We start from the raw sequence: 14,950 nt of genomic DNA, 5'->3' as shown, positions 1-14,950 counted from the left end.
CCGGTCCGTGTCACACCGGGGACGACGGAGGGACCCGCACCCCGATGGGTGCGGGTCCCTCTCGATCCTGTGTCTTCCGTGCGGTCGACCGCACGGGCCGGATCAGTCGCTGCCGCGGATGATCGCGATCAGGCGCAGGATCTCCACGTAGAGCCAGATCAGGGTGACGGTCAGGCCGAAGGCCGCGGTCCAGGAATACCGCTGGGGAGCGCCGTGGCGCACGCCGTCGCTGATCGAGGTGAAGTCGATGATCAGGGAGAACGCAGCCAGACCGATGGCGAGCAGGCCGATCACGAGGCCGAACGGGATGCCGTTGTCGAACCCGAGCATCCCGTCGGTCCCCGGAATGCCCGCGCTACGCAGACCGAACATGCCCTCGGTGACGCCGAAGAGCATGAGGCCCAGATTGACCAGTGAGAACGCGGCGTAGCTGATGAGCGCGATCATGAAGAACTTCATGGCCTTCGGGGTGGCGCGGACCTTCCCGCTCTTGAACAGCGCGAGTGTCACACCGAACACCACGAGGGTGCCGAGGACGGCCTGCAGGGCGATCCCGGGGAACCGAGCCTCGAGGAACATCGTGATACCACCGACGAAGAGTCCCTCGAGACCCGCGTAGGCGAGGATCAGAGCCGGCGAGGGCTCGCGCTTGAACGCATTCACGAGTCCGAGCACGAAGCCGCCGAGCGCTCCGACTACCATGAGCGGCAGTGCCAGGCCCGGCAGCAGGAACGCGGGGACCGCCGCGCCGACCAGGACCACGCCGATGCACAGCAGGGTCTTCACGATGACGTCGTCGAAGGTCATGCGCCCGGTGTCGGCGGGGCCGGCCGACGGCTGGTTGTACAGGTGCTCGAGCTGCTGCTGGTCGGCGGCCCGACCCGCGTAGAGCGTGGTGCCCGGACCCGAGGACTGGGTGCCCCGGGTAGCTGAGCGGAAGGTCTTCCCGTTGAATACCGGATTGCCGCCAAGTGCCATGTGTACTGGTCCTCCAAATAGGGGGCTGAGTGTTCGTGCAACCCTACCAAGACCAACGGTTCCCCCCGATTTTTGTTCCCCTCCCCCGCGCACCGACAACGAGGACGACAGACGGAAGACAACACCGTGAGGGCGTGATTCCCTGATCGTTACCGAATCTCTACCCCTGCCCGCGGTATTTGCGCTCGGGCCCACGAGCCCCCGAGTAGCATGATCACGATGTCAGTGACACGCGTCACAGCTGCGAGCCCGTCGCTCATGCGCCGGGCCTGCCCCACTGCGGAGGTTCCCATCTTGCTCACCCCATCGACGCCTGCACGGATCAGGAGGTCGCTGCTGCTGGTCATCGGCTTCCTGGCGATCGTGCTGCTCGGCGCCCCTGCGGCCCAGGCATCGCCTGGACCGCCCGCTCCGGCCACCCACTACGGGAGCTTCGCGCTCCGGGGCACCACCGCTGTCCAGGCACAGGAGTTCGACAACAGCATCGGCGGGGTGCTCCGCGGCGCCGACGGCCCGATCGTCGACGTCACCGTGACAGCCAGCGGCAACGGCTTCGAGGGCGAGGCCACCTCCGGGGCGAACGGAGCCTGGAGGATCGGAGTGCCCGAGCAGGGTACCTATGAGGTGGCGATCGACGAGGAGACCCTCCCCGAGGGCATCGTGCTCGCCGAGGACCAGGAGAACCCCCGCGAGGTCACCTTCACGAACACCTCGAGCGCCACCACCCTGTTCCTGTTCGGTGAGGGCATCACCACCCAGCAGACGCCCTTCCTCGAGACCCTCGCGGAGCGCGCGCTCGCGGGCTTCAGTTTCGGCCTCCTCCTGGCCCTGAGCGCCGTCGGGCTCTCCCTGATCTTCGGGACCACCGGGCTCACGAACTTCGCCCACGGCGAGATGGTGACCTTCGGCGCCGTCGTCGCGTTCGCCTTCGCTGCCATCGGCCTCCCGATCGCCGTCGCCATCGTGCTCGCGGTCATCGCCGGAGGCCTCCTCGGCTACGTGCAGGACGCCGGGCTGTGGAAGCCGCTCCGGCGTCGCGGGACCGGCCTCGTCCCCATGATGATCGTCAGCATCGGCCTGGCGCTCGCCCTGCGGTACATCATCCAGCTGTTCTTCGGCGGCGCCACGCAGCAGCTGCCCGGATCGCAGAGCGAGATCATCGATCTCGGCTCGGTCTCCATCTCACGCAACAATCTCACCTCGCTCACCGTGAGCCTGGTGATCATCCTGATCGTCGCGTTCCTGCTCCTGCGCACCCGGATCGGCAAGGCGACCCGCGCCGTCGCCGACAACCCCGCCCTGGCCGCCGCGTCCGGGATCGACGTCGATCGCGTCATCCGGATCGTCTGGGTGGTCGGTGGCATGCTGGCAGCCCTCGGCGGGATCCTCTGGGCGTACTACCGTCCCGGCGTGTCCTACAACATGGGCCAGCAGATCCTCCTGCTCATCTTCGCCGGAGTGACCCTCGGCGGGCTCGGTACCGTCTTCGGGGCGCTCCTCGGATCCATCATCGTGGGCCTCTTCGTGGAGATCTCCACCATCTGGCTCGAAGCGGACCTCAAGTACGTGGGGGCCCTGCTGATTCTGATTCTCGTGCTCCTCTTCCGGCCGCAGGGCATCCTCGGCCGCCGCGAGCGTATAGGTTAGGGGCTCCTCATGGACATCGGAAACATCCTCATCAACGCCTTCGGCGAGCTGATCAGCCCCACGACGGCGGCCTACGCGCTGGCGGCCCTCGGCCTCGCCGTGCACTTCGGCTACTCCGGCCTGCTGAACTTCGGCCAGGCCGGCTTCATGGCCGTCGGGGCCTACGGCTACGCCATCTCGACGCTGACCTTCAACGCTCCCCTGCCGGTCGCGGTCCTCGTCGCGGTCCTCGCCTCGGTCGTCTTCGCGATCGTCCTCGGCATACCCACCCTCCGCCTCCGCGCGGACTACCTGGCGATCGTGACCATCGCCGCCGCGGAGATCATCCGCTACATCGTCACGACCAACGGCCTGACGGACGTCACCGGATCCGCCAACGGGCTCGCTGCCTTCGAGGGGGGCTTCTTCGGACTCAATCCGTTCCCGCCCGGCGCGTACCAGGTGGGCCCAATCTCCATGAACGAACGTGATCTGTGGATCAGGATCGTCGGCTGGAGCGTCGTCATCATCGCCTGCCTGCTCATCTGGCTCCTCATGCGCAGCCCCTGGGGCCGCGTCCTCAAGGGAATCCGCGAGGACGAGAATGCGGTGCGCTCGCTCGGCAAGAACGTCTATGCGTACAAGATGCAGGCCCTCATCATCGGCGGGATCCTCGGCTCGCTGGCGGGCATCATCTTCACCCTGCCCCGCGGAGCCGTCCAACCCGCCAACTACGCGACGGAGCTGACCTTCTTCCTCTATACCTGCCTCCTGCTCGGAGGCATGGCGACCGTCCTCGGACCGGTGATCGGCGCCATGATCTTCTGGGTGGTGCTGTCCCTGACACAGGGTCTCCTGTACGGCGCCATCGAGATCGGGGCGATCACGTTCCTGACCAATCCGCAGGCGGGCCAGCTGCGCTACATCCTGGTGGGTGTGGCTTTGATGCTGCTCATGGTCTTCAGGCCGCAGGGCGTCCTGGGCAACAAGAAGGAGTTGGCTTTCGCATGAGTGTGGACCACACCGGCAGCACCCCGGAACCGCACACAGGCAGCGCCGGCGCCCACGCCGCGGACGCTGCTGCGGCGGCCACTGGATCTCCCATCACCACCGGGGAGCCCGGGCCGGGGTGCCGGAAGACCGATCCCATCGTCGTGGCACGCAACGTGACGCGCAGCTTCGGGGGCGTCAACGCCGTCGACGTGGAGCACCTGGAGATCCCCCGCCACAGGATCACGGCGCTGATCGGTCCCAACGGAGCCGGCAAGACCACGCTCTTCAATCTGCTGACGGGCTTCGACACACCCAACAGCGGGGACTGGGAGTTCGACGGCAAGCCGCTGGCGAAGGTGGCCTCCCACAGGGTGGCACGCATGGGGATGGTCCGCACCTTCCAGCTCACCAAGGTCATGGGCAAGCTCACGGTCATGGAGAACATGCGGCTCGGGGCGGCGGACCAGCCCGGCGAGTCGCTCGCGCGCGCCCTGTTCAAGGGCCTGTGGGGCGGACGGGAACGGGAGATCACGGCGCAGGCCGAGGTGCTGCTCGCCAAGTTCAAGCTGGACACCAAGCGCGACGACTACGCGGCATCCCTCTCGGGCGGGCAGCGCAAGCTCCTGGAGATGGCGCGGGCGCTGATGGTCCGGCCCAGACTCGTGATGCTCGACGAGCCGATGGCCGGCGTGAACCCGGCCCTGACGCAGTCGTTGCTCGACCACATCAAGAATCTCAAGCAGGAGGGCATGACCGTCCTCTTCGTGGAGCACGACATGCACATGGTCCGCCATATCGCCGACTGGGTGATCGTCATGGCGGAGGGCAAGGTGGTGGCCGAGGGCCCCCCGGAGGTCGTCATGAAGGATCAGGCCGTCATCGACGCCTATCTGGGAGCCCACCACGACGTGGACCTCGGGGACTCCACGGGCATCGAACGCCTCGAGGATGAACTCGCCCACGACGCCGAATCAGCCGTGGGGACCCGGGACGAAGGCATCCTCGGGGCAGGAGTCATGGAGGTCGGAGGCGCTCACGCGGTGGACCCGACGCACACGGAGGAGGAGACGAAGTGATGGAGGAATTCGAGGGCGACTCGGTGGTCAAGGTGACCGATCTGGTGGCCGGCTATCTTCCCGGCGTCAACATCCTGAACGGCTGCAGCATCGAGGCACGCCGCGGTGAGCTCATCGGCATCATCGGACCGAACGGCGCCGGCAAGTCGACGCTCCTGAAGGCCATGTTCGGGCTCGTGAAGGTGCACTCCGGCACCGTGATCGTCCGCGGCCAGAATCTCACCGGACTCAAGGCCAACCGGCTCGTGAGCCAGGGGGTGGGATTCGTGCCGCAGAACAACAACGTCTTCAGCACGCTGACCATCGAGGAGAATCTCCAGATGGGCATGTACCAGCGGCCCAGGGACTTCAAGCAGCGCTTCGAGTTCGTCACGAGCCTGTTCCCCGAGCTCGGCAGGAGACGGGCACAGCGTGCGGGCTCGCTCTCCGGCGGTGAACGGCAGATGGTCGCCATGGGGCGGGCCCTCATGATGGACCCGGCCGTGCTGCTGCTCGACGAACCCTCCGCCGGGCTGTCCCCCGTCAAGCAGGACGAGACGTTCCTGCGGGTGCACGAGATCAACCGGGCCGGTGTCTCGGTCATCATGGTGGAGCAGAATGCGCGCCGCTGCCTCCAGATCTGCGATCGCGCCTACGTGCTGGACCAGGGCAAGGACGCCTATACGGGCACCGGACGGGAACTGATGAAGGACCCCAAAGTGATCCAGCTCTACCTCGGGACGCTCGCCGACACGGCCTGACCGGTCCGCACCCGACGCCTCGCGCACCCGCGGCCGCTCGACACCGCCACCAGGACGCGGACGACAGAGCCCCGGTACTCCTTCCCTCGAAGGAGTACCGGGGCTCTTCCGGTCGGATGACCCGGGCAGGACCAGCTGCGGTTTTAGAGCTGTCCCACCTCGGACCGGTAGGGCTGGGGTACGTTGTCGGCGTCGTAGCGGTAGATGCCGATGGCGGCTTCCGTGGGATCACCGTTCTCGTCGAACGCCACCGGGCCGGAGATGCCGTCGTAGTCGATGTCCTCGCCGTCGCGCAGGAGGGTCACGCATCCGGCGAAGTCGAAGCACTTGGTGCCGTCCTTCGAGACGGCCTCGAGTTCCGTGGCGATGTCCGTGCCCTCGACGCTGCCGGCCGCCTCGGCCGCGAGTGCGATGAGGTTCACGGCGTCATAGGCCTCACCGGCGTAGGCGAGGCTGTTCAGGTCGGGGTCGATCGTGGCCAGGCCGTCCTGGAAGCCCGACCCGGTGAATGGACCGGGGATGGTGCCCTGGGCGCCCTCGAGGGTGCCGGGATCGAGGTCCGCACTGTAGTCGGAGGTGTTGCCGTCCACCATGAACAGTGTGCTCGGATCGACTCCCTTGGCGACGAGCAGCGGGACGATGCTCTTGGCCTCGTCGAAGCTGATCAGCACGACGGCGTCCGGCTTCGCGGCCGCGATCGCGTCCACCTGGCTCGAGAACTGCGAGTCACCCGTGTTGAACATCTCGTTGGCGACGACCTGCCCGCCTGCTGACTCGATGCTCTCCTGGATGTTGGTCTGCAGCCCGGTCCCGTAGGAGTCGTTCAGCGTGATCATGCCGACCGTCTGGGCTCCACAGGTGGTGATGTAGGTGCCGAGTGTACGGCCCTGGAGCACGTCCGAGGGGGCGGTGCGCCAGTAGAGGCCCTTGTCGTCCCAGTCGGTGAATTCCGGTGAGGTGTTGGCTGGCGAGAACTGCACCACGCCGGCACCGGTGATCTGGTTGATGACGGTCTTGGAGACGCCCGAGGACGCTGCTCCGACGATCGCGTTGACATCCTGTGACAGGAGATCCGTCACGGACTGGGTGGCGATGTCCGTGGTCGTGTCTCCGGAGTCGCGCTGGGTGATCGAGACGTCCTGACCGAGGACACCGCCGGCCTCGTTGATCTCGTTGACTGCCAGGTTGGTGCCCGCGATCTCGGGAGGGCCGAGGAACGCCAGTGTTCCCGTGGTGGGCAGGAGGGATCCGAGCTTGAGCGGCTCGGGACTCGTGGTCTCGCTCGCGGGGACGGCGGCCGGGTCGCCCTTCTCGCCCTGCTCCTCCCCCTCGCCACCCTCTCCCTCGGGGCAGGCCAGCATCGAGGCGCCCGCCGCGCTGGTGGTTTCCGTGCCGCTGCTCTCGGTGCTGCCCCCGGCGTCGGATTCGCCGGAGTCGCCCCCGCACCCGGAGGCGAACAGTGCTATGCCCAGTCCGAGCGCGGCGATCTTCGCTGCGCGTGGCGCGTGCTCCCCGATGCCGAACAACGCGGAGTTGCGTGGTGCAGTCATGAATCAGTCTCCTCGACCAAAAGGCCCTGACGGCCCTCGATGCTTCATGCCAGGTCTTCCTGGCCTGTAGAAAAGCTAATCCATAAACCGTGGCGGCTGAAGGGAATCCGGTTACATCCTTGTAACGCTCGTCACACCGGCGGCATCACGGTCTTGACATGGGCTGGTCTACAGAGCATGTGCCCCAGCAGGGACTCGAACCCTGACTGAACAGATTTTAAGTCTGCTGCCTCTGCCATTGGGCTACTGGGGCCGGACCATCGGCCCAGCCTATCGTGGCCGGGACGTGCGCCGCGGGCGCGGAGCGGTGACCGGCGGGGCCACGACGACGAACGACGGCGACCCCGCCGGGCCGCCGTCGTCCAGATGCTTCAGCTACCGGAGCTGTCCGGTGTCACCAGCCCTCGTGTCAGGAGGGCGCCTTGCCTGCGCCGGCCGTGGCTCTCTTGGCAGGAGGCGTCGCAGCCTCGCGGAACTGGCGGGTGGGCTCCTGCAGATAGGTCAGCGGCACCAGATCGCGCCCGAACAGGAACCCCATGGTCCAGTCGGCGAGGACCCGCGCCTTGCGCTCGTACATCGGCATGGCGAGGCCGTGGTAGCCGCGGTGCGCGAGCCACGCGGGCAGGCCCTTCAGGCCGAAGCCCATGATGTTCGCAACGCCCTTGTACTGTCCCAGACCGGCGACGGCGCCCAGGTTGTTGTGCCGGTACTCCTTGACCTCACCCTCACCGAAGGCGGCGGCGAGGACGTTCGCGGCGAGCAGCTTCGCCTGGCGGACGGCGTGCTGGGCGTTGGGGACGCAGAACCCGCCCACTCCCCCGCCCGTGAGATCCGGGACGGCCGCGACGTCGCCGGCGGTCCAGGCGTGACCGACGGGTCCGTCGTCGCCCGCGATCTGCAGCTCGGCGGTGGCGCGGAGTCGGCCACGATCATCGATGGGGAAATCCGTGGAGCGGTTCACCGGGTTCGCCTGCACACCGGCGGTCCAGATGAGCGTGTCGGTCTCGAACTCGTCGGCCGGCGTCTTGTCCGGCATGTTGATCAGCTTCACCCTGCCGCCCGCGGCGCTGTCCAGGGAGGTGTTGAGCAGCAGTTCGATGTCGCGGTCCGCGAGGTGCTTCTCCACCCACTTGGCCTGGTCCTCCGTGAGCTCGGGCATGATCCGGCCCATGGCCTCGACGACGACGAACCGCAGCTCGGAGCGGGTCAGCCGCGGATTGGCGGCGACGGCGTCGCGCGCCGCATCCTCGAGCTCCGTGATGGTCTCGATGCCGGCGTAGCCGCCACCGACGAGGACGAAGGTGAGGGCACGATCCCGCTCGGGCCCCTTCTCCATGGCCGACGCGGTCTCGATGCGCTCGAGCATCCCGTCACGGACGGCAACCGCTTCCTCGATCGACTTCATGCCGATGCCCTCGTCCTTGAGGCCGTCGATCGGGAAGGTGCGCGTGATGGAACCGGCCGTCATGACGATCTCGGTGTACGCGAGATCGAAGGCAGCACCCCCGTCCACGGGCTCGATCGTGGCCGTCCGCCCGGCGTGGTCGACCTGCGTCACCCGTCCGCTGATCAGTTCCGTCTTCCGCAGGTGCCTGCGGTGCGAGACGATCGCGTGACGTGGCTCGATGCTGCCCGCCGCCACCTCGGGAAGGAAGGGCTGGTAGGTCATGTAGGGAACCGGATCGACGAGGGTGACGATCCCCCCGTGGTCCCTGATCTTCTTCTGCAGCCTGTGCGCCACGTACAGGCCGGCGTACCCGCCGCCGACGACAAGAACGCGCGGACGATCGGAGAAATGTTGTGTCGTTGCCATTCCTCGATGCTACCGGACTTTGTGAAAATCTTCACTAAGTCGGCGGGGAGGGTGGCGGCGTCCCTGCCCGGGCCATCCGGCGGCGGACGCGCAGCACGTGCAGTGTTCCGCCCAGCAACGCCGTGAGCAGGAGTCCCCCGGCACCGAGCACGATGACGCCGGGCAGCGGGTCCGGAGCGGGATCCGGGTCCACGGCGGCCGGCGCGGCCGGCGCGGGAAGAGCCGCCGTCGGGCCCGGCTGCTGCTCCGATCGCTCCGGAGCGGCTTCCGCGGACGGCTCGCCCCTCCTGTAGAGGTGGATCCATTCGGCCATGCTGCCCAGCCGATTCTCGGCGGGCACCGTGATGTCCTCGCCGACCGCAGCGGCAGCATCCAGCACACCGTAGCCGTAGAGCGTGTCGAAACCCGGCGGGCCGGCGTCCCTCGCAGTGTCCACGATCCGGTTGACCACCTCCGCGGCGGAGAGTTCCGGGTGTTCGGAGCGGATCAGGGCCGCGACACCGGCCACCAGGGGCGCGGAGCCGCTCGTCCCGGACCAGTCCGCGTAGAGGCCCCCCGGCATCCCGCCGATGAGATCCTCCGAGGGCGCTGCGACGCCGACGCTGATGCCCTCCGAGGACGCTTCGGAGCTCGCGCTCCCGGAACGGTCGAGGCCGGCGACGGCGAGGACGCCCGGGATCGTCGCAGGCGCACCCACCTGCATCAGGCCCCCGGCCCGGTTGCCGGCGGCGGCGACGATCACGACGTCGTTCTCCTCGGCGTGGAGGAATGCGTCGTCCCAGCTCGCCGGCCAGACGGGGTCGGTGCTGCCGAGTGACATGTTGATGACGTCGGCCCCATGGTCCACGGCCCACATCACGGCCTCGGGCACCTGGTCCTCCACCGGGACACCGGCCGGATTGGGACCGCCGGACGGGCCGTCGACCCAGATCGACACGGCGAGCAGATCGGCCTTCGGCGCCACCCCCACGATGCCGTCCGGCCCGTGCCCGAATCTGTCGGCAGCTCCGGGCCCGGTGGCGGCAGCATGTCCGCGGCCGGCCAGGAGAGTGCTCACGAGGGTGCCGTGGCTCGGTACCTCGCCGATACCGAGCTGACCCGTGGGACCTCCCGCGCCCGACACGTCGGTCCCGTCGATCACCGCGCCCAGCAGATCCGGGTGGCTGCCGTCAACGCCGCTGTCGATCACGGCCACCGTGACACCTTCGCCCTGCGAGGCGGCCCAGGCCTCGGTGACCCCGTACTCGTCGAGCCAGTACTGGTCGAAGCGGATGTCGTCCGCCGCCGCCGGGACGGCCCCGGGGAGCACGAGTGCCAGGCACCCCGCGAGCACGGCACCGCCCCGCAGGACCAGCGATCCAGATCGGCGCATCAGCTCACCCGTCCCGCTCCACGATGCTCAGCGCCAGACCGTCCAGGATGTCGTGCTCACTGGTGACGGCGGAGCGGACGCGGCCCTTGGTCGCGGTCCCGACGCGCTCCAGGATCGAGGACCAGATCAGCGCGCCCGCTCCGATCACATCGACGCGACCCGGGTGCATGTACGGCAGTGCGGCGCGATCGTCGCGCGGGAGGTGCAGCAGCTCGGTCGACGCCGTGGTGATCTCCTCGACGGTCAGCTCGGCACCGTGGATCAGCTCCGGCTGGTAGGCCGGCAGCCCCAGCGCGTGGGCGGTCACCGTCGTGACGCTTCCCGCCACGCCGATGATCCTCGTGACCCGGTCGAGGGGCACCCCGGCAGCTGCCTCGTCCATGAGCCTATCCACCTCTGACCGCATCTCCCCGATCTCGTCGTCGCCGGGTGGATCGCTCTTCAGGAACCGCTCCGTGAAGCGCACGCAGCCCATGTCGGTGCTCCGTGCAGCCAGCAGGCCCTCCTTCGTCCCGGCGACGAACTCCGTGCTCCCGCCGCCGAGGTCGATGACCAGGACCGTCTCGTCCCCGGTGGTCGCCAGGACGCTGGAGGCACCCTCGAAGGACAGGCGGGCCTCCTCGTCACCGCTGATGACCTCCGGTTCCACGCCCAGGCGCTCCCGGATCCCGTCGACGAAATCCTGCCGGTTCTCCGCGTCACGCGTCGCCGAGGTCGCCACGAATCGCAGGGTCGGGTCGCCGTGGTCCCTGAGCAGGCCCGCGTACTCCTCCGCAGCGGCGAACGTGCGCTGCAGCGCCGCCTCCGAGAGGCGTCCGGTCGCATCCACTCCCTCGCCGAGCCGGACCACGCGCATGAGGCGCACGACGTCGCTCAGGACGCCGTCCTCGATGTCGGCGATCAGCAGGCGGATGGAATTGGTCCCGCAGTCGATGGCAGCCGTGCGCATCAGTCCTCCTCCTCGTCGGATCCGCCGTCGGTCCCGGGTGCGCTGCGCCGCCGGGCCGCGCGCTTCGTCTCGAGCTCCTCGACGGTCAGTCCCTGCGTACGGGTGTGCCGGCTGAGATCCACTGCGGGCACCTGGCCCGCAGTGTCCCACGCGCCGGCGCAGGAGCACCGGTCGGCCGTCCACCAGGGCGCGATCCCGGCGATCGCCTCGTCCCCGAGCGGGTTCACCCCGGGTCCTGCGGAGAGCGCATGTGCCACGAGCACGTGCAGGCACTTCACCCGGGTGGGCATACCCCCGGCCGACACACCGTCGATCTCCGGCACCGGTCCTGTGCCGGCACGCTCTCCCACGGCGGCACGCGCCACGAGAAACGCCTCATGGGCCCGCCGGTGCTGCTCGGCGAGCTCGTCGTCCTCACCCAGGCGAGCACTCATCTCGGTCATGACGCCGTCGGCCTCGAGGCGGGAGACGGCGGCGCTGATCACCGGATGGCTGAGGTAGAAGGTGGTGGGGAAGGGGATCCCGTTCGACAGCCGGGGAGCCGTGACCGCGACGAGCGGGTTGCCGCAGACGCACCGGGCGCCGATCCCGACCACATCGCGCACGGGACGGCCCAGCTGACGGCTGAGCACGTCGAGGTCGTCCCCCCTGGCCCTCGTCCCGTCCGCGGGACGGAGATCCTGCGGGTCGTCGTGCAGATGTTCGGTGGTCATTCGGTGCCTTCCTGGCCGCTGCTCGGAGTGCTGGATCGGCGGTCCGGCCCACGGGGCGCCAGCCGGTCGATCGTGTCAGTCCGTCGCGGCACGCGTGATGGAGTCCCACAGGGAGTCGGCCCAGGGCAGATCGGCCGGTTCGTCCGCCGACCCCTCACCGGTGCCGTCCTCGATCCCCGCACCACCCTTGACGAGATAGCGTGTCTCACCCGGCATGACGAGGAAGATGCGCTCCCTCGCCTGCTGTTTGACGAACGCCGGATCGTCCCACCGGGCCAGCTCGGACCGGTGCTCCGCCTGTGCCTGCTCCTGGACGGCGATATCGGCCCGGAGGGCGTCCAGTTCCGCCTGCTGCTGGACGTAGCGGCTCACGGACGGTGCCAGGAGGACGATGACCGCGACCAGGACGACGGCGAGGGCGAGCAGCCGCCCGGAGAAGGCCTTCGCCGGGATGGGGGTCGCCTCCTCCGCCGGCTGGATGGGCGACTCCACCCGACGGGAACCCAGTCTGCCGCGGCGGATGCTTCCTGCCAGCTGCGCCCGTTCCGCCGCTCGTTCCTCCGGAGCGGAGACCTGGCGCGGGCTGCGCGGGGATGCGCCATCCGGCGTCCCGCCCGCCGCGTGCCCGGGATCAGGAGTCCACCCGCCGGTGCGGGGGTCCTTGGTGGCCGACGGGCCGGGCGAACGCGGCGTGGAGGGCTTGCGCGGGGACGGGGCGTGCTGGTTCTTCGCCGCCGAGGGTCCGGCTCCACGCCCCGGCGCGGAGGCGTGGGGTACCGGATCCGGTGACCGGGGTGCGGTCCGGTGCCCCCCGTCGGCTGCCTGGTCGGCGCCGGGGGGCTGGCCGGGCCCGTGTCCCGGCCGTCCGGCCCGCGGCACATTGGGGCGCCGTGCAGTCATGAAGCTCCTCGTCGATGATGCGTCGCGACGGGCTCCGTCCGAAGCCCGTCCACCGAGGGTATCCGGACGGCAGGGCGCCCGCCGAACCCTAGGCCGTGAAACGCGGGAAGGCGCCCCGACCTGCGTAGCGGGCGGCGTCGTCGAGCTCCTCCTCGATGCGCAGCAGCTGGTTGTACTTGGCGACGCGCTCGCTGCGGGCGGGTGCGCCGGTCTTGATCTGGCCCGCGTTGGTCGCCACGCAGATGTCAGCGATGGTGGTGTCCTCGGTCTCGCCGGAGCGGTGCGAGGTGATCGTCGTGTAGCCGGCGCGCTGCGCCAGCGAGATCGCGTCGAGCGTCTCCGTCAGGGTGCCGATCTGGTTCACCTTCACCAGCAGTGAGTTCGCGGTACCGCTCGAGATGCCCCTCGACAGGCGTGTCGGATTGGTGACGAAGAGATCGTCACCGACGATCTGCACCTTGTCGCCGATCGCGTCCGTGAGGAGCTTCCAACCCTCCCAGTCGTCCTCGTCGAGGGGGTCCTCGATGGAGACCAGGGGGTAGTCGCGGACGAGCTCCTCGTAGTAGGCGCTCATCTGCTCGGTGCTGAGGGACTTGCCCTCGAACTGGTAGGTGCCGTTCTCGAAGAACTCGGACGCCGCGACATCCAGGGCGAAGGCGATGTCCTTGCCGGGGGTGTAGCCGGCACGCTCGACGGCGGACGTGATGAGATCAAGGGCCTCCCGATTCGAGGACAGATTGGGAGCGAAGCCGCCCTCGTCCCCCAGCCCCGTGGCCAGGCCCTTCTCCTTCAGCACCGATTTGAGCTCGTGGTAGACCTCCACGCCCCAGCGCAGCCCCTCCGAGTAGGTCTGCGCGCCGAGGGGCACGATCATGAATTCCTGGATGTCGACGTCGGAGTCGGCGTGCGAGCCACCATTGAGGATGTTCATCAGGGGTACCGGCAGGACGTGGGCGTTCGGTCCGCCCAGATAGCGGTAGAGCGGCAGCGCCGAGGACTCGGCGGCGGCGCGGGCGATCGCGAGCGACACGCCCAGCATGGCATTGGCGCCGAGATTCGACTTGTTCTCGGACCCGTCGAGATCGATCATCGCCTGGTCGATGGCTCGCTGGTCAGCCGCGTCGAAGCCGAGGAGGGCCGGCTGGATCTGCTCGATGACGGCTTCGACGGCCTGCAGGACACCCTTGCCGAGATAGCGGCTCTTCTCCCCGTCGCGGCGCTCATTGGCCTCGAACCTGCCGGTGGACGCGCCGGAGGGAACGGCCGCGCGGCCGAAGGTGTCGTCGTCGAGCAGTACTTCGACCTCGACGGTCGGGTTACCTCGGGAGTCGAGGATTTCCCTCGCGTGGATGGCGTCGATGATGGCCATGGAAGTGCTCCTTGTCGGGGACGGGTGTGCACATCTGGTGGTGCCAGCTGTCACAGGGCGGCGGAGGTTGAGATTCCAGCCTAGTTCACACCGGTCGGCGACGCTGCGGAGTGCGCTGCCGCAGCCGGATCGGCCGAGTTCGCGGATCCGCCGGATCCAACGGTCCGCTCGTGCTCGCGCTGGTAATCCAGGACCGCCCTGCGCAGGGCACGCTCGGGGTCCACGCCCGCCGCCACCGCACCGCGGATCATCGCGAGCAGCTCCCTGCCGACTGCCTCCTCGGCGGCCCCGGACGTCCCGGGCCCTGCGGTCTCCCCGGCACGCCGGAGCGTCTTGGCGGCGAAGGCAAGGGCCGGCAGCTGGTGCGGGATGCCGTCGAAGGGCGAGGTGCGCTGAGGGCGCTCCTGCTGCTTGACGTCCTGCCACGTGGTGACGATCTGCTCCACCGACGCCGGAAACGAATCCCGCAGCCGCCCGTCGGAGGAGAACACGTGAGGGTTCCGGCGCACCAGTTTCGCCGTCAGCGTCTCCACCACCTCCGAGAGGCCGAAGGCGCCCTGCTCGGCCTGGAGCTGCGCATGCAGCACCACCTGGAACAGGACGTCGCCGAGCTCCCCGCGCAACTCGTCGAGGAGGTGCCCGCGGGGCCCGGTCCTGTCCCGGGAGCGCTCGACGTCGTCGACGGCCTCATAGAGCTCGTAGGTCTCCTCCACGAGGTACTCGAGCAGCGCCGCGTGGTCGAGGGCCGCCGTCCACGGGCAGTTCTCGCGCAGCAACCCGATCACCTCCATGAGACGCTCCACCGCCGCACCCGCGCCTGGTCGCTGCGTCCTGTCGGCCCGCGCGTCCCCGGAGCCCGTCATCGCTCCCC

General features: G+C 68.8%; 13 protein-coding genes and 1 tRNA gene. 4 read left to right on the top strand and 10 right to left on the bottom strand.

Annotation, left to right across the window (positions count from 1 at the left end):
• Window positions 1-102: 102 nt before the first annotated feature.
• Window positions 103-978 carry a Bax inhibitor-1/YccA family protein gene (locus FQ377_RS08005; RefSeq protein WP_148600726.1) on the bottom strand — a complete coding sequence of 292 codons (876 nt, stop codon included), beginning with the start codon at window positions 976-978 and terminating at the stop codon, window positions 103-105.
• 219 nt (window positions 979-1,197) lie between these two features.
• On the opposite strand from FQ377_RS08005, the gene FQ377_RS08000 reads away from it, so the two are divergent.
• The 4 genes from FQ377_RS08000 to FQ377_RS07985 are packed head-to-tail and all read left to right on the top strand — an operon-like array spanning window position 1,198 to window position 5,413.
• A complete protein-coding gene (locus FQ377_RS08000; RefSeq protein ID WP_262364341.1) occupies window positions 1,198-2,625 on the top strand; it encodes a branched-chain amino acid ABC transporter permease in 1,428 nt (475 codons plus the stop codon).
• Between the two features lie 9 nt (window positions 2,626-2,634).
• Entirely contained in the window at window positions 2,635-3,615 is a 981-nt protein-coding gene (locus tag FQ377_RS07995; protein WP_148600725.1) for a branched-chain amino acid ABC transporter permease, read from the top strand.
• The gene (locus tag FQ377_RS07990; RefSeq protein WP_148600724.1) at window positions 3,612-4,673 is read left to right on the top strand and encodes an ABC transporter ATP-binding protein; all 1,062 of its coding nucleotides are present in this window, start codon (window positions 3,612-3,614) and stop codon (window positions 4,671-4,673) included. Before FQ377_RS07995 ends, FQ377_RS07990 begins: the two co-directional genes overlap by 4 nt.
• Window positions 4,673-5,413: an ABC transporter ATP-binding protein gene (locus FQ377_RS07985; RefSeq protein WP_148600723.1), complete on the top strand. Its 741-nt coding sequence runs from the start codon at window positions 4,673-4,675 to the stop codon at window positions 5,411-5,413. The genes FQ377_RS07990 and FQ377_RS07985 overlap by 1 nt, the downstream gene beginning before the upstream one ends.
• A 143-nt stretch (window positions 5,414-5,556) precedes the next feature.
• Here FQ377_RS07985 and FQ377_RS07980 read toward each other — a convergent pair whose 3' ends face one another.
• The 9 genes from FQ377_RS07980 to FQ377_RS07940 all read right to left on the bottom strand — a co-directional run bounded on the left by FQ377_RS07980 (window position 5,557) and on the right by FQ377_RS07940 (window position 14,942).
• Complete coding sequence (locus FQ377_RS07980; protein WP_148600722.1) at window positions 5,557-6,963, bottom strand: ABC transporter substrate-binding protein; 1,407 nt, start codon at window positions 6,961-6,963, stop codon at window positions 5,557-5,559.
• A 180-nt stretch (window positions 6,964-7,143) separates the two neighbouring features.
• Window positions 7,144-7,216, bottom strand: a tRNA-Leu gene (locus FQ377_RS07975).
• A 156-nt stretch (window positions 7,217-7,372) separates the two neighbouring features.
• Window positions 7,373-8,776 (bottom strand): NAD(P)/FAD-dependent oxidoreductase, encoded by a 1,404-nt coding sequence (locus FQ377_RS07970; RefSeq protein ID WP_148600721.1) that lies wholly within the window; start codon window positions 8,774-8,776, stop codon window positions 7,373-7,375.
• Window positions 8,777-8,810: 34 nt separating this feature from the next.
• A complete protein-coding gene (locus FQ377_RS07965; RefSeq protein WP_148600720.1) occupies window positions 8,811-10,148 on the bottom strand; it encodes a S8 family serine peptidase in 1,338 nt (445 codons plus the stop codon).
• Window positions 10,149-10,152: 4 nt separating this feature from the next.
• A complete protein-coding gene (locus tag FQ377_RS07960; RefSeq protein ID WP_148600959.1) occupies window positions 10,153-11,100 on the bottom strand; it encodes a Ppx/GppA phosphatase family protein in 948 nt (315 codons plus the stop codon).
• Entirely contained in the window at window positions 11,097-11,810 is a 714-nt protein-coding gene (locus FQ377_RS07955) for a DUF501 domain-containing protein (RefSeq protein ID WP_148600719.1), read from the bottom strand. The genes FQ377_RS07960 and FQ377_RS07955 overlap by 4 nt, the downstream gene beginning before the upstream one ends.
• A gap of 75 nt (window positions 11,811-11,885) precedes the next feature.
• Entirely contained in the window at window positions 11,886-12,710 is an 825-nt protein-coding gene (locus tag FQ377_RS07950) for a septum formation initiator family protein (protein WP_148600718.1), read from the bottom strand.
• Between the two features lie 88 nt (window positions 12,711-12,798).
• Entirely contained in the window at window positions 12,799-14,079 is a 1,281-nt protein-coding gene (gene eno, locus FQ377_RS07945) for a phosphopyruvate hydratase (RefSeq protein ID WP_148600717.1), read from the bottom strand.
• 80 nt (window positions 14,080-14,159) lie between these two features.
• Entirely contained in the window at window positions 14,160-14,942 is a 783-nt protein-coding gene (locus tag FQ377_RS07940) for a MazG nucleotide pyrophosphohydrolase domain-containing protein (protein WP_148600716.1), read from the bottom strand.
• Window positions 14,943-14,950: the final 8 nt, after the last annotated feature.

Source organism: Arthrobacter echini (assembly GCF_008107445.1).
In the GTDB taxonomy this organism is placed as follows: domain Bacteria; phylum Actinomycetota; class Actinomycetes; order Actinomycetales; family Micrococcaceae; genus Arthrobacter_D; species Arthrobacter_D echini_A.
The sequence above is the reverse complement of the archived record's forward strand: the minus strand, read 5'-3'. Positions and strand labels throughout refer to the sequence as shown.